This window comes from Mycobacterium adipatum, from assembly GCF_001644575.1.
GTDB lineage: Bacteria > Actinomycetota > Actinomycetes > Mycobacteriales > Mycobacteriaceae > Mycobacterium > Mycobacterium adipatum.
In genome coordinates this window covers 5,358,363-5,382,487 of sequence record NZ_CP015596.1, presented here as the reverse complement: position 1 = coordinate 5,382,487, position 24,125 = coordinate 5,358,363, and the positions used below count along the sequence as shown (strand labels likewise).

The following is a 24,125-nucleotide window of genomic DNA, read 5'->3' as shown; positions in this document are numbered from 1 at the left end:
TGGCTTGGTAGCGCATCTTTGGCAGTGATCGGCGTGTTCCTTGCTGTCAGCCATCGGATGTGGACTGTGAGGGCCGACGCGTGACGGGGCCCTCTCCGTAGTAGCTGTAGTTATAGCTATAGGAGCCGCCTCCGCGGGTCGGGACGATCGTGAGAACCGCGCCGAGCAAGGGCGCGCCCACATCCTCGAGATTGCTGACGGCATGCGCGAGCTGATCTCGCTTGGTCTGTCCGAAGCGAACCATCATCAGCACGCCGTCAGCGCCGGCAGCCAAGATCGCTGCATCTGTGACGGCAAGCAACGGCGTCGAGTCAATGATGACGTAGTCGAACTCGTCTTTCAGCTCCGAAAGCAAGGTCTTGGCGGCCTGCGATGCGAGTAGCTCGCTTGGGTTAGGTGGGACAACTCCGGAGGTGAGAACCGTCAGCCTCGGGAACCGCGTCTTTTGCATGGCTTCGGACAACGAGGAAACGCCACTTATCACTGTACTGAGACCAACCGTGCCGACCAGGTCTAGTTTCTTGTGCAATGTTGGGCGTCGCAGGTCTCCATCAATGAGCACGACATTGTGGTCTGCTTCGGCCAGCGCGAGTGCAAGATTTACCGCGGTCGTAGACTTTGCCTCCGACGGCATCGAACTCGTGACCACGATGACGCGGGGCGGATTGTCTACCGCCAAGAACTGCAAGTTGGTTCGAAGTTTGCGAAACGCCTCGGCGATAGCCGAGTTATCGGTATCGAACGAGATCGCCACATTCTTGCGGCGCTCTTTGTCCATTGGCACGGCGCCGACAAGCCCGTGTCCTGTGATCTCTTCCACGGTTTCGCGGGTTTTGACGGTGTTATCCAGCATATCGCGCAGGACAGCCAGGCCGATACCGACTAGAAGCCCTAATCCGAGGCCAACGGCAATGTTACGCATTGGTTTAGGCGCAACCGGCGACTCCGGAATAGCTGCACGCTCTTCCACAACGACGCGCGAGTCGGGCTTCGTCCCGTCTTCCTGGGTTTCCAATTCGCGTACGAGGGTGACGAACTCGTCGGACAGCGTGTTCGCGATATCGCGCGCCCTCACCGGTGAGGCGTCGACCACGTGGACATTGATGAGCACGGTATCTGGCTTCGCGCTGGCCGTGAGATTGCTTTGAAGCTCCTCAGCTGTCATGTCAAGCCCGAGCTTGTCGATCGTGCGCTCTGCAAGCGTCCGTCCGGAGAGCAACTCCGCGTAGGACACGACACGCTCCTGTGAGAAGCGATTGCCTTGATAGGTCTCGGACAACGACGAGCCCGCTGCGGTGGACACGAATAGGCGGGTTGACGCTTGATAGAGCGGTGTGGTGATTAGGGTCAGGACCGCGGCTCCCAGGACCGACGCGAGCACGACCACACAGATTGTGACCCATCGGGTGCGGAGCAGTTTCACGAAGTCCTGGAGATTCAACGCCGCCCCTTTACTACTAACCCAAACCTATGGGCATGAACGCCCTGCCAACGTGAAGTGCTGTGCTACTGGGGATTAACCCAGGCATTGAGGAACCGATACTACGGGAGTGACTGCGTCGACCAAGGGCTGAATGGCAACACGAGCTTCACCCGCCACCGTTGGTTCGGAAAGCCGGAAAGTGAGATCTCCAGACTGTCCTGGCGGTATGGCCACCTGAATCTCGAAGGTCGGGTGGTTTCGCTCCGTGCCGGCAACGACCGCAACCTTCTCGCCGTTGGATAGCGCGCTCTCCAGCTTGGCACCTGCGGTTGCTAGGAGGCGCACCGATGTGACCATGGAGCCATTCGGTAGCTCAACGGGGATATCCGGATTCAGCCCGCCCGCGCTGGTCACGTACTCCGGCAGCGGTCCATCCGGCACCGCGTTCTTCAGCCTGACGGTCACCGTCGAGTTCCTGGTCTCGCCGTCACATCCGTCGGCGACGTACTCGATTTCGCGTTCCAGGTAGTAGTCCATCTTGTTGCCGGCCAGGTTGTTGATGACCACCTCGGCGTACGGAGCGGAATCGTCGGGAACTATGTGGGCGAGCGGCGTCTGCTCCAACATTTCCTGCTCGGCCGGCACGGAGCTCCACACGGCGATACGACCCTCACCGACTGCCTTGCCGAGTGCGTCGAGCAAAGCCCGTGGCGAGCCGACCGATGTCGTCATTTTGTTGACGACTGCGCTGGCAATGTCCTGCAGGTACTGTTTGCGCGCCGCCTGGTCGTTCGGGAAGCGGCTGTACGCGGTGGACTCGGTCAGTTCGACGACATTGTCCTTGGTGATCTGTTCACCGTCGGCCAACGTGACTGGGCCGACCGCACCCAACATGTAGCTGAGGGCGAACGGGTCGATAGCGACAACTCCGTCGACATTCATACCGGTCTGCTGTGCCCACATGGATCGCCAGATCTGGGCCGCGTAGGGGAAATGCGAACTCAAATTGCTGTTTCGAAAATCCCCGAAAGGGTTGGCGTAACCGTACGTTTCGGCAAACTCTGGGCCAAGGTCGATGGGAGCGAAGGGCTTGTCCAGCGCGGTGTTGGCGCCGAGGGTGTCCACGGTCCCGATCCCGTTGTCGAAGCGAAGGACACCGAACCCGCCGAGCAGGCCACCGGTACCACGGGCCTCCGCATTGGTCTGGAACGCCATGAAATATGAACGTGGGCCGTCGGCCCCCATCATTGCCGGTGCCAGGCGGGCGGCCAGTGCAGTGTTCTCCAGCAGCCCAGTGATGTCGGACGTTTGCTCTTGCAGCTGTGCACGGGCGTCGCGGAGCGTGGAAATGTAACGAGGGTCGGAGATGCCTTGTGCCTGGGCGTTGAGGCGTGTCGCAGCCACCGAGATCTCGCTGAGCTTGGGCTCTTCGGCGCGGAGGAGTTGGACATCCACCCGGCTACCGTCGATGAGGCGGTCTGGTGAGAGTGCAGTTCCGGCTTCGGCGGCGGGCACGAGGACGTTGTTCGCAAGCCCGAGGACGACCTCGGAGATCTGCTGGCCTGTCTCGAATGGGCTGCCGAGCCAGGGAATAGCCGAAGCGACAACCCATGGCAGTGAGTGCGTTGCGTCCCGGGCCTGCTGTGCATGGAATTGGGCGTCCTTGGCCGAACTCGAGGCCCCCTCGGAATTGCCCTGCTGCAAGGCTTCTTTCGCTTGTTGCGCGTTGGTGCCCGCTTGCTCGAGGCCATCCTTCGCGTCGAGTGCGTTTTTGGCGAGCCACCCAGCGAAGACCACGACGACCGCCAGCGCGATCAGGCTTCCGATGAGGATCGAGCGGCGGTGCCGGCGGGTGCCGAACTTGTCGAATCGTCCGTCCTGGTCGTCATCGTCGACGGATTCAGTTTTCGGCACTCAGCGCGCTTCCCGAAGAGTTCGGCGCGGATCCAGGAAACGGATCCGCGCCGATGGAATGGGATTCTGTGCAGCTCGTCAAAACTAGGCGCAGCCTCGCCCGACGGCTACGGTCGTGGTTCCGTACGGTCCGACTGTCACGGACGCCCCAAGGAAGCATGCCTCGAAGTTTAGGTTCTGCGTGAACCAGCTGTACGCCGGCTTGAGAAACCCGGGAATCAAGCTGAGCGGAGTGAATACGAGGACGTCGGCCCGCGGCGGGGGTGTCGGGTTCGCCCGGCCGATCCACCACAGATCGTTCTGGAAGATGCTCCGCACAATGCTGCCGGGGGTGGCTGCCGCTGACGGGCCATCCGCCGCGGCGGAGACGAACGCAGAAGCACAGGGTGCTCCGGTGATCGTCACGCATCCTTCGTCATCGAGCCCGCCGGCCATTCCGCCCAACGCGCTGGTCGGGGCTGGTAGTGGCTGCGCGTGTGCGACGTTGACCGGCGTGAGAGTTGCTGCGGCGGCCATCGCACCCGCGGCTATGCCGATATTGATCTTGCGCGCGATAGCTGACATTTGTCCCCCTTGGCCGGACCTGAAGTTGGCTAAAGCATCGCACGCTGTGAGCGAGCTGTCAACAGAATCGCTGCAGCTCGTAGGCCATCTTTGATCGATGTGACGGCTGCGTTTCGGAATTCTCGTCAGGGATGTTTGTCGCAAAAAAATTGCAATTGCAAACGGTTCTGATCGGGTCCGAATAGGCCGCGGAACAGGATTTGCCAGAGTTTGCTGGGCGGTGATTCTTGGATTGACGCGATGGGGCCGTAGAAGTAACTGAAATCGACATCGTGTGCACGGGAAGGGGGTGCGTTGCGCCGATCGGTCGAGGTCGAGCGGCATATCGTGGTTCGGCTCGCCGGGCGGCTCCGACGTAGCCAGTTTTGACGGGCCACAGTCGACTCGGACGTCGGCGCCTCGCATTATTGACGTTGCTGCATATTGATCTCTGGTGGCCGCGCGGCACGGCCGATGTGCACCACCGAATGTTCGGCAACGGCATCGTTCTACCGTGCAGTGAGTGTGGTGGTGCGCAGCGGGCACCGAGATGAGGTGTGGCAACCGGTTCTGCGTGTCGACCGTGCCTAGTTGCAGCCGCGGCCGATCGACACGGTGGTGGTCCCGTACGGGCCGACGGTCGCGGTGAGGCCGAAGACGCACAGCTCGACATCCCACTTCGCCGTGAACCAGCCGTAGACCGGCTTGAGGAAGCCGGGCACCAGGCTCATCGGGGTGAACTCCAGAATGGTGGCCCGCGGCGGCGCGTTCGGGTTCGCGCGGCCGAGCCACCAGAAGTCGTTCTGAATGAGGCTGTCGGGGAAGGTCGGATCCGCGGCCAGTGCCGCGGCAGTCGGCAGGCCGACCGGTTCGCAGGACGTCGTGGCAGTGGGAACGCACTGGGCCGAGCCCACCTGCGAGCCCAGTGAGCCCACGGCGATCCCGGTGTCGGCATTTGCGGCCGTGATCGGTGACACCGTTGCTACCGCGAAAATGACGCCGGCGGCGACACCGGAACTGACCCTTTTGACGATTGCCGACATTGTTTCCCCTCCGTGTGACGAATGATGCGCAGGAGATTACCGGCCGACGCCGTTTTCATGCAGGTTAAGCCTGCTTTCTTAGACTTGTGACGCGGTGCGGGCAGTGCGCGCGGCCAGCCCCGGCGGGGGTGTGCATGTCCTTGCGAAGGCACGGATATTTCGCCCGAATCGTCGTTCGGTGCATGTCTTTCGTGTTAGCTGGCGGGCCGCCAGCGAACCGAATCGCTGGCGCAATATTTTGCTGTGCTTGACGCTGCTCACCGATGGCGCAGGTCCGACGGCTGCCGAGGCGGTGATCGACGTCAACCATGGAGGGAGCGGCTGCGCGCGTGCGCGTGGTCAGCGTGTGCGTCCGAGCCGTGCGGCCACACCGCCATCGGCGTTGCTGCACATGGCGGTCGCCGCTCAGCCCAACACCACTGTCGCCACCAGCGCCAGGTGATCGGATCCGGCGACCTCCACCGTGCGCAGCGAGGTGACCGTGGCGTCACGGGTGATGATGTGGTCCACCGCCAGCAGCGGCGGGATGATCACATTGCTCGGGTGCGTGCGGGTCAGGCCGGCCCCGGCCTGGGCGGCGCCGTCGCGATAACCGTCGGTCAGCAGCTGGCGGAACTCGCGGACATCGGGTGAGGCATTGAGGTCAGCGCCGATCACGATCGGGCCGTCATCGGGCAGCTCGCGCAGCGCCGGGCCCAGGCGGGTGATGTCGGTGCGCCAGGACGCGAATGCCGAACGCGGCGGCGGCATGTGGGTGGACAGCACGATCGTCTCGGCGTCGACCCCCGGCACCTGCACCCGGGCATAGATCAACCCGCGGCTGAAGCTCTCGTCGCTACCCGAGGCGGTGATCGGATATCTGCTCCACAGACCCACGCCCGCCGCGCGGTCCCGGGGGCGCAGCGCCGAGTACGGGAAGTCCGCCGCCAGCGCGCGCGACAGTGCCGCGGAGAGCTCCGGGGTGAGCTCCTGCACGGCGAGGATGTCGGCGTGCTCGGCCGCCAGCGCGGTCACCGCCGCCGGATCGGCCTCACCGAGCAGCAGATTGGCCGAGACGAAGCGCAGCGCCGCCCCGGTATCGGGGGCCGGGCTCCCGATATACCGCGGCGCCTGCACCGCCAACACGACGACGGTGAGCACCGCGGCCACCGATACCAGCGTCCAATGCCGTGACACTCCGAACGCCAACACTGCCAGCGGCGCGCCCAGCATCAGATAGGGCGAGAGGGCGGCGCCGGCCAGTATCCAGCGGTTGCTCGCCGGTGTGAAGCGTGCGGCCAGGGCCGCCGCGGCGACGGCGAGGAGCAACAGTCCCAGAACACGCATCAGCGGGCCTCACCGTGATGGTGAAACCCGCTGTCGCGCAAGGGAAAGCTACGGCTTGACGTAGGTGACCAGGCTGACGTCGAGCGTCTCGTCGACGAAGTAGTACTGGCAGCCCGTCAGATAGCGCATGTAGTCGTCGTAGTGCTGCTCGCCGGCCGCGGCGATCGCTTGATCCTTGTTGTGTTCCAGGCGGGCGGCCCAGATGCCCAGGGTCTTGATGTAGTGATTGCGCAGCGAGAGCACCTCGGGGACGGTGAAGCCGGCCTTGACGCCGTGGTCCACCATCATCTGGGTGCTGGGGATGCGGCCGCCGGGGAAGATCGTGTCGATCATGAACTTGGCGAACCGTGCCAGTTCGAAGGTCAGCTTCTTACCGCGGGCCGCCAGGTCGTTGGGGTGGTAGCCGCAGCTGCTCTGGATGGTCATCCGGCCGCCCGAGGGCAGGCTGTTGAAGCAGGTCGAGAAGAAGGCGTCGTAGCGCTCGAAGCCGAAATGCTCGAATGCCTCGATCGACACGATCGCGTCGACCGAACCGGAGAACTGCTCCCAGCCCTCCAGGCGCACGTCGAACGAGCGCTGCGAGTCGATGCCGCCGAGCAACTGGTTGCAGTAGGCCTGCTGGTTCTTGCTCAGGGTCAGCCCGATGACGTTGACGTCGTACTTCTCCATCGCACGCTGCAGGGTCAGGCCCCAACCGCAGCCCACCTCCAGCAGGGTCATGCCGGGCTTGAGGTTGAGCCGGTCGAGGTGCTGGTCGACGTTGGCGATCTGGGCCTCGGACAGCGTCACCTTGGGGCCGGTGAAGTAGGCGCAGCTGTACTTGCGGGTCGGATCTTGGAATACGCCGAAGAAGTCATCCGACAAGTCGTAGTGCGCCTGGATGTCTTCGAAGTGTGGTCGCATTTCCGCAGTGCCGGTTGAGTTATCAGACATTGAAGCGATTGCCCTTCTCGATGGTGCACTGCAGCGTCCACCAGGTTGGGGCGCCCGCTCGGTGCAGACCCTACCTGCAGTGAGCCCCGTCACTCGGGACGCTCGCAGCGTGTCTTGAATCCCTGCTTAGGCCGTGTCTTGACCACCGCGGAATGGATCGTTCAGTTGTTTGAGCAACTACTTCTTCATCGTGAACTGATTGACGTCGATGTAGCCGACCCGGAAGCCGTTCGCGCAGCCGGTGAGGTATCGCATGTAGCGCTCGTATACCTCTTCGGACTGGATCGCGATGGCCTCGGACTTATGTGACTCTAGCGCCTCGGCCCAGAGGTCCAGCGTGCGCGCGTAGTGGAACCGCAGGGACTGGCGTCGTGTCACGGTGAAACCGGCGGGAACCGCGTGCTCCTCGACCTTCTCGATCGAGGGGAGCCGTCCGCCCGGAAAGATCTCGGTCAGGATGAACTTGACGAACCGGGCGACTTCGAAGGTCAGCGGAATGCCCTCGGCGGTGAGCTGGTCGAATCTCTTGCCGCAGATGGTGTGCAGCAACATCACCCCGTCCGCGGGCAGCGCGTTGTACGCCATCGCGAAGAAGGCGTCATAGCGTTCGAAGCCGAAATGCTCGAACGCCCCGATGGAGACGATCCGGTCGACGGGCTCGTCGAACTCCTCCCAGCCCTTGAGCAGGATGCGCTTGTCGCGGGGGCTCTCCGGTCGGGCGAACTCGCCCTCCACGAAGGCCTTCTGGTTCTCGCTCAGGGTCAGTCCGATGACGTTGACGTCGTACTTCTCGATCGCCCGCATCATCGTCGCGCCCCAGCCGCAGCCGACGTCGAGCAGCGTCATGCCCGGTTGTAGGCCCAGCTTGCCCAGCGACAGATCGATCTTCGCCAGCTGGGCCTGCTCAAGGGACATGTCGTCACGCTCGAAGTAGGCGCAGCTGTAGGTCCTGGTGGGATCGAGGAACAGCGCGAAAAACTCGTCGGACAGGTCGTAATGCGCCTGCACGTCGGTGAAGTTCGGCTGCAGTGTCTTCTTGCGTTCGGCCATGCGTGCCCCCCACGGCGACCGTGTTCGCGCCCCGGTGGGCGTGACCGGTCTTACGCGGGAATGCTACGCCGCGGCCCGCCCGGCGGCGCCTCAGATGTCGTGGCTACTCGTCGGCCCAGATCGGGGTCCGTAGCGCTCGGCGTAGGCCCGGTGGACGTGCGCGTTGCGTTGCCGGGAGATCGCGTCGACGAGGTAGGGGTTGAGACCGTGCTTGGCCAGCATGTGCCGGCGCCACACCTTGTTGAGGGCGTGCGAAAAGAAGACGAACGGGATGAAGATCGGCAACGTCATGCTCACGTGCAGGTAGAGCGACATCGGGATGAACCAGATCGGCGCCAGGATCGCGATGGCCGGCACCGCGACGCGGCACATCATGCGGACGGTCGCGCCGGGCCCGGCCAGGTCATTGGCGACCCAGGGGCGCATCGAATCGGGTAGCCGCTTGCCGTAGCAGTAGCCGATGTACTGCAGGGCCCGAGGCCTGGTGAGGGATGTCCGCTGAGTCCGCATTTCGGCGAGCCTAGCCCTTGGTATGATGGATTGCGAATTATTGCAATCCATCAAATCGTGAAGGTGGTGACGGCCGATGGACAGCTTCTCCGGTGGTCCTGAGCAGCCGTTGTACGAGATCAAGGCCAATCTGTTCAAGGCCCTGGCGCACCCCGCGCGCATCCGGGTGCTCGAAATACTGTCGACCAGCGCCACCCCGACACCGGTGAGCGCCATCCTGGCCGACAGCGATATCGAGCCGACGCAGCTCTCGCAGCACCTGGCCGTCCTGAAGCGACATCACGTAGTCCGCGGCCAGCGCTCCGGCAACGCGGTGTTCTACGAGCTGGCCCATCCGAAACTCGCCGAGCTGCTCGTCATCGCCCGGATCTTCCTCACCGACACGCTCTCCGCGCAGCGTGACCAGCTCGACGTCATCGAGTCGCTACCCCCCATCGGCACCTCGCCGTGAACAGCCGCGTCCTCCGCGAGCGGGTGCTGCCGCTGCTGCCGAACCGCGCCGACTACGCCGGGCTGCGGCGATCCTGGCGACGGGATGCACTGGCCGGCATCACCGTCGGCGTCGTCGCGCTTCCGCTGGCGCTGGCCTTCGGGATCAGCTCCGGTGTGGGGGCCGCCGCCGGTCTGGTGACCGCGGTGGTCGCCGGCGTGGTGGCCGCAGTCTTCGGCGGCTCACACGTTCAGGTGTCCGGCCCGACCGGCGCGATGGCCGTCGTCCTGGCACCGATCGTCGCCCAGCACGGGGTGGGCAGTGTCGCGCTGGTGACCGCGTTGGCGGGTGTCATCGTCGTGGTGGCCGGGGTGACCGGTCTGGGCCGTGCGGTGACCTTCATCCCGTGGCCCGTCATCGAGGGCTTCACCCTCGGCATCGCGATCATCATCTTCCTGCAGCAGATACCCGCCGCGATCGGCGAATCCACCCCGGAGGGACAGCGTCCACTGGTCGCCGCGGCGCACGTGGTGATGCAGGCCGACGCCGCCACGCTGTGGCCCGCACTCGCCGTGGTGGCCGTCGTGGTCGTCTCGATGCTGGTCCTGCCGCGTCTGCACCCGGCGATCCCGTCATCGCTGGCGGCGGTGGTGGCGGCCACGGTGCTGGTGGCGGTGGCGGGACTGACGACGGCCCGCATCGGGGTGTTGCCCTCGCAGTTGCCCACCCCGGTGCTGCCGCGGGCCGACCTCGCCACCATGGAAACCCTGCTGGGGGCGGCCGTCGCGGTCGCGGCGCTGGCGGCCATCGAATCGCTGCTCTCGGCGCGGGTCGCGGCCACGATGTCGGAGGCCGGCGGGTATGACCCCAACCGGGAACTCGTCGGGCAGGGCCTGGCCTCGGTGGCCTCGGGATTCTTCGGCGGGATGCCCGCCACCGGCGCGATCGCGCGCACGGCGGTCAACGTCCGGTCCGGCGCCCGCACCCGGATGGCGGCGATCATCCATTCGATCCTGCTGCTGGGGGTGGTCTACCTCGTCAGCGGCCCGGTCGGGGCGATCCCGCTGGCGGCCCTGGCCGCGGTGCTGATGGTGACGGCGGTCCGGATGATCTCCTGGCGGCTGATCGTCAGGATCATCCGGTCCAGCCGCCCGGCGGCCGCCGCGTTCACGGTCACCGCGGTGGTCACCGTCTGTTTCGACCTGATCCAGGCCGTGGAGATCGGGATCCTGGTGACCGCGGTCTTCGCTCTGTCGGCCGTGGCGCGTCGCAGCGGTGTCCAGCGCGAGGACCTGCCGTCTCCCTACCAGCCCGGCGATGAGCACATTGTGCTGCTGCGCCTCGATGGTGCGATGTTCTTCGGTGCCGCTGAACGCATTTCGGCCGAGATCCTCGATGCTTCCCATCCCGAGACCAAGGTGGTGATCATTCGGCTGTCCCAGCTGGGCATGCTCGACGCCACCGGGGCGCACGCGCTGGGCTGCATCGCCGAGGAGCTGGAGTCGCGGGGGATCACCGTCATCATCAAGGGGGTCCAGCCCGAACACCGCAGCCTGCTCGCGAACGTCGGCATCATCGAATCGCTGCGCCACGAGAACCACCTCATCGACTCGCTCGACGAGGCTGTCCGGCACGCGCGCCGGCACGCCACCGCCGGTGATAGTCGGTGAGCAACGGTGCGAACCTGCGGGCAACCGTGGACCAGTTGGCGGCATGGCGTGCGCTGTACCGCGCCGACTCACTGCTGTTCACCGCGCTGAACGATCAACTGCGAGCCGGCGCAGGCATCGTCTACGCCGAGCGGGAAGTGCTTGATGCGTTGCACCGCGGGGGCGGGCGGCTACGGATGGGCTCGCTGGCTGCCGAACTGATGATCTCGCGCAGCGGCACGACAAGGCTGGTGGCGCGAATGGAGACTTCCGGCTGGGTGCGCCGCGTTTCCGTCCCGGAGGACCGCCGGGCGACGTGGGCCGAGCTCACCGACACCGGTCGCGATGTGCTGCGCAGGGCTCAACCGATCGTCGATGTGGTGGTGGCCGAGTTCTTCGGCGGGCACGTGTCCACGGTGGCCCTGCGCACCTGTGCGGTGGCGCTGAGCACTGTGGCCGCCGCCAACCTCGGATCGGGTTGACGCGCTCAGGCCGAGAAGTTGGATTTGAGTTCGCCGATGATGTCATCCCACAGCGGTTCGGGCAGTTCGTGGCCCATCCCGTCGAAGAGCACCAGCCGCGCACCCGGAATGGCCCGCGCCACCGCCCGGCCACCGGACGGGCGCATCAACTTGTCCGCCTTGCCGTGGATGACCACCGTCGGCGCACTGGTCTGACGGTTGTAGGGCAGCAGGCTGCCGCTGCCCAGGATGGCCGCGAACTGCCTGCCCACGCCGGCCGGGCAGTAGCACCGCTCGTAGCTCTCGATGGCGTCGGCGCGCGCCTTGTCCTCGGGCACCGGGAAGCCGGGGCTGCCGATGATGCGCGTCATCCGAATCGTGTTGGCGATCACCGCTTCCCGGCTGGTGTCGGCGGGCTTCTGGAGCAGCGCCAGCAGCTGTCTGGGTCCCGGCGGCGGCAGCAGGGCCCGATTGTTGGAGGAGAAGATCACCCCGAGAGAACGGGTACGGGCGGCGTGCCGGGCGGCGAAAACCTGAGCGATCATCCCGCCCATCGAGCCCCCGACGATATGGGCGCGATCGAGTCCGAGATGGTCGAGCAGGGCCGCCGCATCGTCGGCCATATCCTCCAGGGTGTAGGCGGCCGGGCTCTTCACCCCGATGAGCGAGCGGGCCATCCGGGGGACCAGCGGTGCGCCGCTATGCGCGCCGGGCAGCTTCGAGGACAGCCCGACGTCACGGTTGTCGAACCGGATGACGCGCAACCCCTGGTTGACCAACTTCTCGCAGAATTCCTTGCGCCACAACACAAGCTGTGCGCCCAAACCCATGATCAGCAGGACCGCGGGATCGCCCTCGTCGCCGAAGTCCTCGTAGGCGATGTCCAGATCGCCGGACTTGGCGGTCCCGGTGCGCACCCTCACTCGGCGTCGTCCTTGTGCTCCCGGCTGACCTCCACCATGAAGTTGGCGAAATAACCGGTCAGTTGCGGGTCGCTCATCATCTGCCAGCGCGGGGCCAGCAGTTTCATGTACCGCTCGACGTAGAGGAACTGCTTGCCGATCAGCACCAGCTCACGGGGCAGCTTGACGTCATAGGCGTCAGCCAGGGTGGAGAGTTGCTTGCCGATCTCGGCGTAACTCATATCGCCCAGCGAGGACATGGTCAGCGGGGTCGCGAACCGCTCCAAATCCTTGGCCGCCTGCGCCTCGGGCTTGACGGTGCCCACGGCGCCCATCATGACGACGATCTTGCCGGCGGCCGCGTGGTCCTTCTTCACCAGCAGCGCGTACACCAGCTCGCGCAGCAGCCAACGCGTGCGCGGGTCGATACGGCCCATGATGCCGAAATCGAAGAACACGATCTTGCCGTCGTCGTCGACGTAGAGGTTGCCGGCGTGCAGGTCACCGTGGAACAGCCCGTGCCGCAAACCGCCCTCGAACACGCTGAACAACAACGCCTTCACCAACTGCTCGCCGTCGAAACCCTTCTTGCGGATCGCGGCGACATCGTCGACCCGCACCCCGGTGATGCGTTCCATGGTGAGCACCCGCTCGCTGGTGAGATCCCAATACACCTGGGGCACACGGATATTGGCGCCCAGCGGGGAGGCGTGCATATGGGCCACCCAGGCGTCCATGGACTGCGCCTCCAGCCGGAAGTCCAGCTCCTCGGCCAGGTTGTCGGCGAAGTCGGCGACCACGTCCTGGGCGGACAGCCGCTGCCCGAGCTTGGCGAACTCGACCAGGCGCGCCCCCCGCTTGAGGATCTGCAGATCCGCGGCCACCCGTCGGCGGATGCCCGGGCGCTGGATCTTGACCACCACTTCCTCGCCGGAATGCAGTGTCGCGTAATGCACCTGGGCGATGGATGCCGAGGCGAACGGCTTCTCGTCGAACGACTTGAACAGGTTCTGCGGGGTGTCGCCGAGCTCCTCCTTGAAGAGCTTGTGCACCGACTGCAGGTCGGCCGGTGGCACCCGGTCGAGCAGGCCGCGGAACTCGCGGCTCAGCGGCTCACCGAAGGCGCCCGGGCTGGATGCGATGATCTGCCCGAACTTCACATAGGTGGGGCCCAGATCGGAGAAGGTTTTCGGGATCTGCTTGGCGATCTTCTGCTGCAGCGATCCCTTGCTCAGCAGGTTGGTGGCCACCCGGGCGCCGGTGCGGGTGAGCTGCCAGCCCGTCGCGCCGACACGGGCGGCCTCGACCGGCAATGGCACCCGATCCAGCCTTGCGGGCTCGCGGTGCTTGATCTTCGGCGAAGAACTCATCCCTGCAGTGTCTCAAAACCCGCGGTAGCACCCAAGAATGTGTCGGGGGTCACAGTCACGCGAAGCTGTGCTCCACCTCGTCGCGAGCCAGTTGCGGGTCGCTACCCAGCACGTATGTCGGCTCGGTGTGCGCGCAGGTGGTGCCGTCCGCAACCCGGGCCTGGGCCTGGCGGAACTCGATCGAGGTGCCGGCCGCGGTGTGCAGCCCGTTGATGATCGACCAGACCGTCGCACGCCGGGCCGCCCGCTCGATGGGATTGGGGTCGGTGTGCCCGATCAGCTGCTTGGCCCATTTCGGCATCGTGTCGCGGATCGCCCAGTCCACCGCCGACTGCGGCATCGGCAGATTCGATCCGGTGGCCATCGCGGCCCCGTGGGTGAGCGCCAGCCGCGGCAGATACGAGTGCAGGCATTCCAGCGTCTCGGCTTTGGTGGCGGGCAGATCGGTGCCGCCCAGCGCGTGCCCGACCCGGACGAATTCGCCGTAGTAGCGGTCCAGCTTCTTCCCTCGCAGCGGGTTGGGGTGGTAGATCTCGTGGGCCGTCGCGATGCCCCACACCACGGTGGCGTAGTTCCAGCGCAGCCAGTCGGGGTCGTCGGCGTCATAGGTCGCGCCGTCGGGGCGGGTGCCCTTGATGGTGTGGTGCATCGAACGCACGGCCCGCGAAACCCGTTCGGCGGTCTCGGTATTGCCGTACGCGGTGCCGATGAAGAACGCGATGGAATGCCCGAGCCGCACCGCGGCGCCCTTGGGGTCGATGACCGGGATCGCGTTGCCCTGCTCGTCCCGTTTGACCAGGCGCGAATGGTGCATACCCATCCAGTAGATGGATGGGTCGAGGCGCTCGATATAGGCCGCGCATTGCAGACCGAAGATCAGCGCTTCGGTGTGCGAGTGCACGTGCCAGACGGCGCTGCCGGGGCCGAACCAGCCCGGGTCGCCGGCCGGCTCGGCGAACTCCATGCCGCGAAAGTAGTGCCTGCGAATGTCGTGATCGAACTTGCGCTGCAGCATCTGCCCAAGCACCTGGTGCGGCATGTCCACGCCGGAACCCCTTTCTGGTCACATCTGTAGCCAGACTACCGTTTGGTCACGGATGTGACCAGACGTAGGCTGCGTGGATGTCGACTCCGACCCGGTGGGCGGGCGTGCCGCTGGACGACCGGCGCGCCGAACGCCGCGGGCTGCTCGTCGACGCCGGCTACGCGCTGTTCGGTGACGGCGGCGAGGCGGCCCTGACGGTGCGCTCGGTCTGCCGGGCCTGCGGCTTGAACACCCGCTACTTCTACGAGAGCTTCACCGACACCGACGAACTCCTGGGTGCGGTGTTCGACAAGGTGGCCGCCGAACTCGCCGCCGAGGTGGATGCCGGCATCGCCGCGGTGGGGGAGTCACCCGCCGCGCGCACCCGGGCCGGGATGGCGGCGGTGCTGGGCTTCAGTTCGGCCGACCCGCGGCGGGGCCGGGTGTTGTTCACCGACGCCCGGGCGAACCCGGTGCTGACCGCGCGGCGGGCGGCCCTGCAGGACGCGCTGCTCGCCGCGGTGCTGGAGGAGGGCTCGCGGCTGCATCCGGGGTCGGATCCCGTGGCCACCCGCATCGGCGCGGCGATGTACACCGGCGCGATGGCCGAGCTGGCCCAGCAGTGGCTGTCCGGCACGCTGGGCACCGACCTCGACATCGTGGTCGACGCCGCGCTGGCCTTCTTCCGCTGACCGCCCCACTAAGCGGCGAAACTCGCGTACCCGTCGTCAACTGACCCTCGCGAACTGCGGGTACGCGAGTTTCGCCACGTGAGGGGATCCGCAGACGACGCTGCTGCGTCCAACAAGACATGGCCATTCCCATCCGCGGCACCGACGCGCTGGCAGACGGATCGCTGACCGCGGGGCAACTGCGTCACCGCTTCGCCCCGGTGTTCCGCGGGATCTACCTTCCGAAGGGGTGCCGGCCGACCCTGCACGACAGGATCGTTGCTGCCAGGCTGGCCGTGCCGCGCGCCGTGATCGCGGGCGCCGCGGCATCGGCCCTGCACGGGGCGCAGTGGGTGGATGACGACGTGACCATCGACCTGATCGGACGGTGCCGGCCGCAGCCCGGGCTGAAAGGACGGGAGGAGACGCTGGGTAGGGATGAAGTGATGACCGTGCGCGGCATCCCCGTGACCACCCCCGCCCGCACGGCGTTCGATCTCGGCCGGCGACTCAAGCGGATCCCCGCCATCAAGCGGATGGACGCACTGATGAATGCGGCACCGTTTGCGGTCGAAGACGTCATGCTGTTGACCAAGGTGCACCCGCGCGCGCGTGGCCTGGTCGACCTTCGGGAGGCTATCCCTCATGTCGATGGAGGTGCCGAATCTCCCCAGGAGAGCTGGCTGCGCATGTTGTTCGTCGACGCCGGATTGCCGAGTCCGACAACGCAGTTCGTCGTGTACACCGCCGAAGGTCGGTACATCAAGCGGCTCGACATGGTGTGGGAGGAATACAAGGTCGGCGCCGAGTATGACGGGGAACAGCATCTGACCGATCGCACGGTGTATGCCCGTGATGTGTGGGTCGGTCGGGAACTGCAACGGGCGCAGTGGAGCCTCATCCGCGTCGTCAAGGAAGACCGCGGCGCGCAGATCGTCGCGCACGCCCGCGCGGTGCTGCTCGCGCGCGGCTGGGATGGCCGTCCCTAGCGGCGAAACTCGCGTACCCGTCGCTCGCAAGGGTCAGTTGGCGACGGGTACGCGAGTTTCGCCAGGAAATCAGGAGACGGCTTCCTTACCCCACGGCGTCAGCCACGGGGTGGGCTCCCAGTCCTCCAACCCGGCAAGCAGTTCGTAGAGCGTCGCGCCGTCGATGCTCTCCCGGATGATGTCGCCCTGACCGGCGTGCCGCGCCAGCTCCTCGATGATGTGGAAGATCACCCAGCGCACCGACCAGGCTTGCAGGTCCTTCGGGAACCACGGCACACCCGGCGGAACCGGCACGGCCGCACCGAGATCCGAGGTCTCGATCAACCGGATGGTCTCCGCGTTCTGCGCGTCGAACGCGGCGAGGATCTGCGCCAGCGTTTCGTCGTCGCGCATCACGAACTCGTCGCCGTAGTCGCCCGCCTGCTCCTCCATCGGCCGCTTGTCGCTCTCGGTGAGTTCGGGGGCCGCCGCGACGCGCTCCATCCAGCCCTTCTGGCAGTTGGTGACGTGCTTGATCAACCCGCCGATGGACAGCGAGCTGACCGAGGGGGCCGAACGCGCCTGCTCATCGGTGAGCCCGAAGGCGATGGCCTTGAACGCGTACTGCTGTGCGGCGACGTACTCCTTGAGGCCGGCGCGCTCATCGGCGATCGGTGGGGGCATTGCGGGCATGTCAGTTCTCCTGGTCGTTGTTGATGTGGTTGTGGGTGTACAGATCTCGGAGTAAGGCGATTTCGGCGCCGTGATGGATCACTTCACGGTTGATGTGCAGCACCAGCACGGACATCGGTTCATCGGCGTACGGGCCCTCGGCCGGTCCGCACGGGCGGTTCAGATCGTCCTCGGTGAGCGCACGCACGCCGGCGGTCCAGCGCTGGTACTCGGTGTCCAGCTGGGCCAGCGCACTCGCGGCATCGGTGGCGTACGTCCAGCTCTGGTAGTCCGCGGCCGGGCCGCCGAAATGCGAGTGGTTGCGCATGGCGAAGACGCCGACGATCACGTGCGCCAGCCGCCAGGCGATGGTGGTCAACGGGGTGGGCGTGGGCTCGGGGTAGACGAAGTCGACGCGGCCGTCGGGATGCACGGTCCAGCAGTCGGTGACCGGCTGCCAGAAGTACTCGTCATCGGTCAGGCCGTCGAGGCGGGGCCGCAGCTGATGCGTCCAGTGGAAGTCCAACTGGTCGGCGAGGAGGTCGGTGTTCATGCGTTCACCCTGACAGCCATTTAGGACAGCTTCTGTCCTAAGAGTTCGGCAGACTGTGGGCATGTCGGAAACCACCGCACGGGTGCTGCAGCTGCTGGGACTTCTGCAATCCCGGCGGGTGTGGACCTCCGAGGAACTGGCCGAGCGTCTGGGAGTGACCACCCGCAGCGTGCGTCGCGATGTCGAGCGCCTGCGTGACCTGGGGTATCCGGTGCACGCCAGCACGGGGCACGGCGGCGGCTATCAACTCGGTGCCGGCGCGGCACTGCCCCCGCTGCTGCTCGACCCCGAGGAAGCCGTGGCCATGGCGGTCTGCCTGCGGCTGGCCGCCGGCGGCAGCGTGGCAGGCGTCGGCGAGTCGGCGCTGCGGGCGCTGTCGAAACTCGACCAGGTGATGCCGGCGCGGTTGCGCTCGCAGGTCGCCGCCGTCCACGAGACCACCGTGACGCTCACCCCGACCAACACCGACGTCCCGGTGGACCCCGAGGTGCTGATGACCCTGGCGCGGGCGTGCCGCGACCACGAGCACGTCAACGCCGGGTACACCGACATCCGGGGCAACGTCACCGCCCGCCGGCTGGAGCCCTACCAATTGGTGACCACCGGGCGGCGCTGGTACCTGCTGACGTTCGACCGGGACAAGCAGGACTGGCGCAGCCTGCGCCTGGACCGGATGGCCGATGTCCGGGCGCTGGGCAGCATCTTCACCCCCCGACAAGCCCCCGACGCGGCGCAGTACGTGCAGCGCGCCATCACCAGCTCGCCGTACCGCTACGTGGCGCGGGTGCGCTACCACGCTCCCCGCGATGTTGTGGCGCAGACATTCTCGGCGGCCTCCGTGCAGATCGAAGCGGACGGACCCGACACCTGCATCCTCACCACCGGCGCCGACGACCCCGCCATCATGGCGCTCTACCTGGCCATGCCGGGCTGCGAGTTCGAAGTGCTCGAACCGGTCGAGGTGGCCGACGCGGTGCGAACCGCCGCGGAACGGCTCCGCAGGGCAGGCGCCCGATGACTGGCGAAACTCGCGTACCCGTCGCTGTTGGGACTTCAAGGACGGCGGGTACGCGAGTTTCGCCGAGAACTGGAGGCGCCCGAACGTAGGGTGCCAGGATGCGCGTCACGGGAGCCGAGTCGACGGACCTGTTCGTCGGGCCACCGGACGCACCGGTGCAGCTGGTCCGCATCAGCTACACCGATTGCGCGGCGCCCACCCCGGTGCGCGTGACGGGCACCGGCATCGAAGGTGAGGCCGTCGCCCGCCCGGACGCCACCACGGTGGAAGTGCCGATCAGCGTCACCGATTCCGAACCCGGTCGGCAACGCGAGGCCCGCATCGGCAACACGGCCTTCACGTTCACCGATGCCGAACCCGGCTGGACGATGTACATGATCAGCCACTTCCACTACGACCCGGTGTGGTGGAACACCCAGGCCGCCTACACCAGCATCTGGACCGAGGATCCCCCCGGGGCCTGCCGCCAGACCAATGCCTTCGATCTGGTCACCGCGCACCTGGAAATGGCCCGCCGCGACCCCGACTACAAATTCGTGCTCGCCGAGGTCGACTACCTCAAACCGTTCTGGGACACCCACCCCGAGGAACGCGCCGACCTGCGCCGGCTGATCGGCGAGGGCCGCATCGAGATCATGGGTGGCACCTACAACGAGCCCAACACCAACCTGACCAGCCCGGAGACGGCGATCCGGAACTTCGTACACGGCATCGGCTTTCAGCGCGACGTGCTGGGCGGTGAGCCGGCCACCGCCTGGCAGCTCGACGTCTTCGGGCACGACCCGCAGTTCCCCGGGATGGCCGCCGACGCCGGGCTGACCTCCAGCTCGTGGGCGCGCGGGCCGCACCACCAGTGGGGGCCGATGGCCGATCACGGGGATCCCGAACGCATGCAGTTCGCCAGCGAATTCGAGTGGACGGCGCCGTCGGGGCGCGGGCTGCTGACCCACTACATGCCCGCGCACTACGCGGGTGGCTGGTGGATGGACTCGGCGGCGACGCTGGCCGACGCGGAAGCCGAAACCTACCGACTGTTCGCCGAGCTGAAAAAGGTGGCGTTGACCCGCAATGTGCTGCTGCCCGTCGGCACCGACTACACCCCACCCAACAAGTGGGTCACCGACATTCACCGCGACTGGAACAGCCGCTACACCTGGCCGCGGTTCGTCTGCGCGCTGCCCCGCGAGTTCTTCGCCGCGGTGCGCGCCGAGCTGGACGCCCGCGGTACGCGGGCATCGGTGCAGACCCGGGACATGAACCCGATCTACACCGGCAAGGACGTCTCCTATATCGACACCAAACAGGCCAACCGGGCCGCCGAGAACGCGGTACTGGAGGCCGAGCGGTTCGCCGTGTTCGCCGGGTTGCTCGGTGGCGCAACCTATCCGCAGGCGGCGCTGGCCAAGGCCTGGGTGCAGCTGGCCTACGGTGCCCACCACGACGCCATCACCGGATCGGAATCCGATCAGGTGTACCTCGACCTGCTGACCGGGTGGCGTGAGGCCTGGGAGATCGGCCGCGGCACCCGTGACAATGCGCTGCGGCTGCTCACCGGAGCCGTCGACGCCGCTGTCGTGGTGTGGAATCCGTTGGCGCACGGCCGCACCGATGTGGTGACCGCCGCGCTGGACGAACCGTTCACCGGTGTGGTGCGCGATATGAACGGCCGCGCCCTGCCGACGCTGATCGAGGACCACACCGTCACGTGGCGGGTCGACGATATCGGCTCGCTGGGCTGGCAGGGCTACCAGTGGGACGACGACGCCGACGGGTCGCGCTGGCAGCAGATGGACGGTGCGAGCATCGCCAACGCGCACTACACGCTGACCGTCGACCCGGCCCGCGGCGGCGGGGTGAGCTCGCTGGTCGCCGACGGCCGAGAGCTCATCGTCGCCGGTCGGGTCGGCAACGAACTGGCCGTCTACGACGAATACCCGGCCCACCCGCAGGCCGGTGAGGGGCCGTGGCATCTGCTGCCCAGGGGGCCCGTGATCGCCTCCTCGGGGTTCCCCGCGACGGTGCAGGCCTGGCGCAGCCCGCTGGGAAAGCGGCTGGTGATCACCGGTCGGATAGCCGAGACGCTGCGCTACACCCAGACCCTCACCCTGTGGGACGGGATCGACCGCGTCGAATGCCGCACCACCATCGACGAATTCAGCGGCTCGGACAAGCTGTTGCGGCTGCGCTGGCCGTGCCCGATACCCGGCGCCATGCCGGTCAGCGAGGTGGGTGATGCCGTCATCGGGCGGGGTTTCGGGCTGCTGCATCCCCAGGGCGGCGGTGACGCCGTGGACTCGGCGGTGCACCCGTGGACGCTGGACAACCCGGCCTACGGATGGTTTGGGCTGTCCTCGACGCTGCGGATCCGGGTCGGCGCGGGAGTGCGTGCGGTCTCGGTCGCCGAGGTGGTCACCCCCGAAACGGCATTCGACGAGCGCGCACTCATGGTGGCGCTGGTGCGCGCGGGTGTCACCGCCACCTGCAGCGTCGCCGGGCACCCGCGCTACGGAGATCTCGCGGTCGACTCGAATCTGCCGGATGCCCGCATCGTCATCGGCCACCCGGACGAGAATTCTTTCGCCGCAGCAGTATTGGACAGCGCACCCGACTACCGTGCGGAGCTGGACCGCCAGGTCGGCGTCACCGGGACGGCGCGGGTCTGGGTGCCCGCCCAATCCTCACTGGCCCAGGAATGGGTGCCCGGTGCCGACCTGAAGGGAGCCCGGGCGCTGCCGGTGCTCATCGTCGTCGGCGGCATCGATGCGCTCGTCGACGAGATCGGCGACGCCGAGATTTCGGTGCGCCAGGACCCCGACGGGCGGCTGGGACCGTTCGAACCGGCCACGGTGGCGCTGCTCAACCGTGGCGTGCCCGGTTTCGCCGTGGAACCCGATGGCACCCTGCACACCTCGCTGATGCGGTCCTGCACCGGATGGCCGTCGGGCACCTGGATCGACCCGCCCAGACGCACCGCCCCCGACGGCTCTGGATTTCAGCTGCAGCACTGGACGCACACCTTCGACTACGCCATCGTCGCCGACGAGGGCGACTGGCGTGACAGCGAGATCCCCAGCCGCAGTGCCGCCTTCTCACACCCGCTGCTGGCGGTGCCGAACCGGCGCGCCGGCACCGACGGACTGCCCTCGCACGGTGCGCTGCTCGACGTCGACTCCGCCGGTGGGGGAGTGCAACTCGGAGCGCTCAAGGCCGCGGGCAACCCGATCGCCGGGGGCAGTGTCGACACCGTCGATCCCGCGGCGGTGGCCCTGCGCATCGTCGAAACACACGGCCGTGAAACACGATTCGTGGTCCGATCGGGCCTGTGTGCGGTGGCCCCGCTGGTCCCGGCTGACCTGCTGGAGCGCCGTCTCGACCACAGCGCCGGGTTCACCCTGCACGGCTATCAGATCGCCACCATGCTGACCCAGCTGGACGCGGTGAAGATCCTCAACGCCGACAACGAGTCGCTGGGTCCGGAAGCCGAAGCGGCCCAGCCGCTCTACGCCCGGTACTGGTTGCACAACCGCGGCCCCGCGCCACTGGGCGGGCTGCCCGCGGTCGCTCATCTGCACCCGCATCAGCTGCAGACCGAACCCGGCGAACAGGTTCGGCTGCGGCTCACGGTGGCCAGCGACTGCACCGACGCCGCCGTGCACGGCCGGGTCAGGCTGGTCTGCCCGCCCGGCTGGAACGCCGAATCCCCGGAACTGCCCTTCGTGTTGCCGCCCGGGGACTATCTGGACACCGATGTCACCGTCACCGCGCCGGCCGGTCAGCCGTCGGGGCTGTACCCGATCCGGGTCGAACTCGCGCTGAACGGGCGCGGCGGACTGCCGCCGTCCTGGCGCCAGGTCGTCGAGGACGTCTGCACGGTCGCGGTGGGCGATACCGGCGGCACCGAACTGCTGCGGCTGGTGGCCGGCCCGTCCGAGGTGCGGGTGCGCGCCGGTCAGACAGCCCGCCTCGGTGTCACCGTCGGCACCGATGCCCGCGCCGACCTGGCGGCCGAAGCCCACCTGATCAGCCCGTGGGGGACCTGGGAGTGGTTGGGCCCGGCGGCAACCGGCGTCGACGTGCCCGCCGGCGGGACCGCGCGGATCGAATTCGAGGTCGCGCCACCGCCCGGGCTGTCGCCGGGTACGTGGTGGGCCCTGGTGCGGGTGGCGTGCGCCGGCACGCTGGTCTACTCGCCGGCGGTGGCGGTGGTGGTCACATGACCGCGGCACTGGTCGGTGGCCAGGTGGTGACCGTTGCCGAAATCGACGAGCGGGAACGAATCCTGCGGTCCGGCAATCGGGCATCAGCCCTGCCGCGTCCGGGCACCAGCGAAGGGCGCCAGCTGCGGCGCTGGCTGACCCAGCTGGTCACCGCGGAGCGCGCGGTGGCGCTGGAAACCCATGATGCGGAACGGATTCCGGGCATCGATGAGGTGCTGCCGGATATGGCCGCCCGGCTGGAGATCGGCAGCATCGCCGCCGCGGTGCTGGCCACCGACGCCGGCCGGGCGGCGTACGCGCGGGTCACCGCCGGGATCGAGGTCAGCGATATCGAGATCGTGGCCTACCACCGGCGCAACCCCACCAGATTCGCCGCGCGCCGGTCCGAGGCCCTCGATTTCGCGCGGGCCCGGCCGCTGATCGCCGCCCACCTCACGGCCGCGGCGCGGCGCCGGGCGTTCCGGTGCTGGCTGGATGCGCGCTGCGCCGAACTCGTGGTGCTCTCACCCGGTTACGAACATCCCGGCGATCCGCGCCAACCCGACAACACGCACCGGCACTGAGCATGAGCATCCTGGCACTCGACATCGGCGGCACCAAGATCGCCGCCGGCCTGATCGACGATGACGGCGCCGTGCTGCAGCGCTTCCAGCAGCCCACCCCGCGCGACTCCGCCGAGGCGGCCTGGCAGGTGACCGCGCAGCTGATCGGGCAGGCACTGTCGGCCGGTCCGGCTCGCGCGGTCGGGATCGCCTCGGCCGGCCCGGTGGCCCTCGGTGCGGGCACCGTCAGTCCGGTCAATATTGCGGTGTGGCAAGACTTCCCGATCGTCGCGCGGGTGGCGGAGCTGACCGGGCTGCCGGTGCGCCTCGGCGGCGACGGACTGTGCATGGCGCTCGGCGAACACTGGCGCGGCGCCGGCCGGGGTGCACAGTTCCTGCTCGGCATGGTGGTTTCCACCGGGATCGGTGGCGGCCTGGTGCTCGACGGCGCCCCCTACGACGGGCGCACCGGCAACGCCGGGCACATCGGGCACATGGTCGCCGATATCGACGGGGAGCGCTGCGTCTGCGGTGGTCACGGCTGCGTCGAGACAATCGCCTCCGGCCCGCGGATGACCCGGTGGGCCCAGTCGCAGGGCTGGACCGGTGCGGATGCCAAGGAACTCGCGGCGGCCGCGGCAGCCGGTGACGAGATCGCGCTGGCCGCGTTCGCCCGCGCGACGACGGCGCTGGCCGCGGTGATCGCGTCGACGGCCGCGGTGTGCGACCTGGATCTGGTGGTGATCGGCGGTGGGGTCGCCAAGGCCGGCGACATACTGTTCGGACCGCTGCGTGAAGCGCTGACCCGCTACACGGGGTTGACGTTCATCCGGGAGCTGCGGGTGCTGCCCGCCCACCTCGGGGGCGACGCCGGACTGGTCGGCGCCGCCGCCCTGGTGCGCTGAC

At 67.2% G+C, this 24,125-nt stretch carries 22 protein-coding genes; 9 read left to right on the top strand and 13 right to left on the bottom strand.

Annotation, left to right across the window (positions count from 1 at the left end):
• Positions 1-46 precede the first annotated feature (46 nt).
• From A7U43_RS25625 to A7U43_RS25590, 8 genes are all read right to left on the bottom strand, one after another.
• Positions 47-1,441, bottom strand: coding sequence for a tyrosine-protein kinase domain-containing protein (locus A7U43_RS25625; protein ID WP_068000613.1), 1,395 nt, complete (start codon positions 1,439-1,441; stop codon positions 47-49).
• Between the two features lie 75 nt (positions 1,442-1,516).
• The gene (locus A7U43_RS25620; RefSeq protein ID WP_418287662.1) at positions 1,517-3,337 is read right to left on the bottom strand and encodes a DUF4012 domain-containing protein; all 1,821 of its coding nucleotides are present in this window, start codon (positions 3,335-3,337) and stop codon (positions 1,517-1,519) included.
• Positions 3,338-3,421: 84 nt separating this feature from the next.
• Positions 3,422-3,901 (bottom strand): hypothetical protein, encoded by a 480-nt coding sequence (locus A7U43_RS25615; protein ID WP_082902312.1) that lies wholly within the window; start codon positions 3,899-3,901, stop codon positions 3,422-3,424.
• A 566-nt stretch (positions 3,902-4,467) separates the two neighbouring features.
• Positions 4,468-4,923: a hypothetical protein gene (locus A7U43_RS25610; protein ID WP_068000610.1), complete on the bottom strand. Its 456-nt coding sequence runs from the start codon at positions 4,921-4,923 to the stop codon at positions 4,468-4,470.
• 405 nt (positions 4,924-5,328) lie between these two features.
• Positions 5,329-6,249 (bottom strand): endonuclease/exonuclease/phosphatase family protein, encoded by a 921-nt coding sequence (locus tag A7U43_RS25605; protein ID WP_082902311.1) that lies wholly within the window; start codon positions 6,247-6,249, stop codon positions 5,329-5,331.
• A 48-nt stretch (positions 6,250-6,297) separates the two neighbouring features.
• Positions 6,298-7,182 carry a cyclopropane mycolic acid synthase family methyltransferase gene (locus tag A7U43_RS25600; RefSeq protein WP_068000605.1) on the bottom strand — a complete coding sequence of 295 codons (885 nt, stop codon included), beginning with the start codon at positions 7,180-7,182 and terminating at the stop codon, positions 6,298-6,300.
• A 177-nt stretch (positions 7,183-7,359) separates the two neighbouring features.
• Entirely contained in the window at positions 7,360-8,232 is an 873-nt protein-coding gene (locus A7U43_RS25595; RefSeq protein ID WP_068000602.1) for a cyclopropane mycolic acid synthase family methyltransferase, read from the bottom strand.
• Between the two features lie 90 nt (positions 8,233-8,322).
• On the bottom strand, positions 8,323-8,742 hold the full coding sequence (locus tag A7U43_RS25590) for a DUF5313 domain-containing protein (protein ID WP_068000600.1): 420 nt from the start codon (positions 8,740-8,742) through the stop codon (positions 8,323-8,325).
• Positions 8,743-8,818: 76 nt separating this feature from the next.
• Here A7U43_RS25590 and A7U43_RS25585 point away from each other — a divergent pair, with 76 nt between their 5' ends.
• Genes A7U43_RS25585 through A7U43_RS25575 form a run of 3 tightly spaced genes read left to right on the top strand, consistent with a single transcriptional unit; the run spans position 8,819 to position 11,303 of the window.
• On the top strand, positions 8,819-9,193 hold the full coding sequence (locus tag A7U43_RS25585; RefSeq protein ID WP_068000598.1) for an ArsR/SmtB family transcription factor: 375 nt from the start codon (positions 8,819-8,821) through the stop codon (positions 9,191-9,193).
• A complete protein-coding gene (locus A7U43_RS25580; protein ID WP_231963465.1) occupies positions 9,190-10,842 on the top strand; it encodes a SulP family inorganic anion transporter in 1,653 nt (550 codons plus the stop codon). The genes A7U43_RS25585 and A7U43_RS25580 overlap by 4 nt, the downstream gene beginning before the upstream one ends.
• The gene (locus A7U43_RS25575) at positions 10,839-11,303 is read left to right on the top strand and encodes a MarR family winged helix-turn-helix transcriptional regulator (RefSeq protein ID WP_197499917.1); all 465 of its coding nucleotides are present in this window, start codon (positions 10,839-10,841) and stop codon (positions 11,301-11,303) included. The genes A7U43_RS25580 and A7U43_RS25575 overlap by 4 nt, the downstream gene beginning before the upstream one ends.
• Before the next feature lie 5 nt (positions 11,304-11,308).
• On the opposite strand, the gene A7U43_RS25570 is transcribed toward A7U43_RS25575, so the two are convergent.
• The 3 genes from A7U43_RS25570 to A7U43_RS25560 are packed head-to-tail and all read right to left on the bottom strand — an operon-like array spanning position 11,309 to position 14,599.
• Positions 11,309-12,205, bottom strand: coding sequence for an alpha/beta fold hydrolase (locus A7U43_RS25570; protein WP_068000595.1), 897 nt, complete (start codon positions 12,203-12,205; stop codon positions 11,309-11,311).
• Positions 12,202-13,554 carry an ABC1 kinase family protein gene (locus tag A7U43_RS25565; RefSeq protein ID WP_068000592.1) on the bottom strand — a complete coding sequence of 451 codons (1,353 nt, stop codon included), beginning with the start codon at positions 13,552-13,554 and terminating at the stop codon, positions 12,202-12,204. Before A7U43_RS25565 ends, A7U43_RS25570 begins: the two co-directional genes overlap by 4 nt.
• Positions 13,555-13,609: 55 nt before the next feature.
• Positions 13,610-14,599, bottom strand: a complete 990-nt coding sequence (locus A7U43_RS25560; protein ID WP_068000589.1) for an oxygenase MpaB family protein — start codon at positions 14,597-14,599, stop codon at positions 13,610-13,612.
• A 77-nt stretch (positions 14,600-14,676) separates the two neighbouring features.
• Between A7U43_RS25560 and A7U43_RS25555 the strand changes: the two genes are divergently transcribed.
• Both A7U43_RS25555 and A7U43_RS25550 read left to right on the top strand, forming a co-directional pair.
• Positions 14,677-15,270, top strand: coding sequence for a TetR/AcrR family transcriptional regulator (locus A7U43_RS25555; RefSeq protein ID WP_068000585.1), 594 nt, complete (start codon positions 14,677-14,679; stop codon positions 15,268-15,270).
• A gap of 119 nt (positions 15,271-15,389) precedes the next feature.
• Positions 15,390-16,238, top strand: a complete 849-nt coding sequence (locus A7U43_RS25550; RefSeq protein WP_068000582.1) for a hypothetical protein — start codon at positions 15,390-15,392, stop codon at positions 16,236-16,238.
• Between the two features lie 69 nt (positions 16,239-16,307).
• On the opposite strand, the gene A7U43_RS25545 is transcribed toward A7U43_RS25550, so the two are convergent.
• Positions 16,308-16,910, bottom strand: a complete 603-nt coding sequence (locus tag A7U43_RS25545) for a DinB family protein (protein ID WP_068000579.1) — start codon at positions 16,908-16,910, stop codon at positions 16,308-16,310.
• Between the two features lies 1 nt (position 16,911).
• The gene (locus A7U43_RS25540; protein ID WP_068000575.1) at positions 16,912-17,442 is read right to left on the bottom strand and encodes a DinB family protein; all 531 of its coding nucleotides are present in this window, start codon (positions 17,440-17,442) and stop codon (positions 16,912-16,914) included.
• 61 nt (positions 17,443-17,503) lie between these two features.
• Between A7U43_RS25540 and A7U43_RS25535 the strand changes: the two genes are divergently transcribed.
• From A7U43_RS25535 to A7U43_RS25520, 4 genes are all read left to right on the top strand, one after another.
• The gene (locus tag A7U43_RS25535; RefSeq protein ID WP_068000571.1) at positions 17,504-18,460 is read left to right on the top strand and encodes a helix-turn-helix transcriptional regulator; all 957 of its coding nucleotides are present in this window, start codon (positions 17,504-17,506) and stop codon (positions 18,458-18,460) included.
• A 98-nt stretch (positions 18,461-18,558) separates the two neighbouring features.
• The gene (locus A7U43_RS25530; RefSeq protein ID WP_068000568.1) at positions 18,559-22,677 is read left to right on the top strand and encodes a glycoside hydrolase family 38 N-terminal domain-containing protein; all 4,119 of its coding nucleotides are present in this window, start codon (positions 18,559-18,561) and stop codon (positions 22,675-22,677) included.
• Complete coding sequence (locus tag A7U43_RS25525; protein ID WP_068000564.1) at positions 22,674-23,240, top strand: DUF7158 domain-containing protein; 567 nt, start codon at positions 22,674-22,676, stop codon at positions 23,238-23,240. The genes A7U43_RS25530 and A7U43_RS25525 overlap by 4 nt, the downstream gene beginning before the upstream one ends.
• 2 nt (positions 23,241-23,242) lie before the next feature.
• Positions 23,243-24,124, top strand: coding sequence for an ROK family protein (locus A7U43_RS25520; RefSeq protein WP_068000561.1), 882 nt, complete (start codon positions 23,243-23,245; stop codon positions 24,122-24,124).
• The last annotated feature ends 1 nt before the right edge of the window (position 24,125 follow it).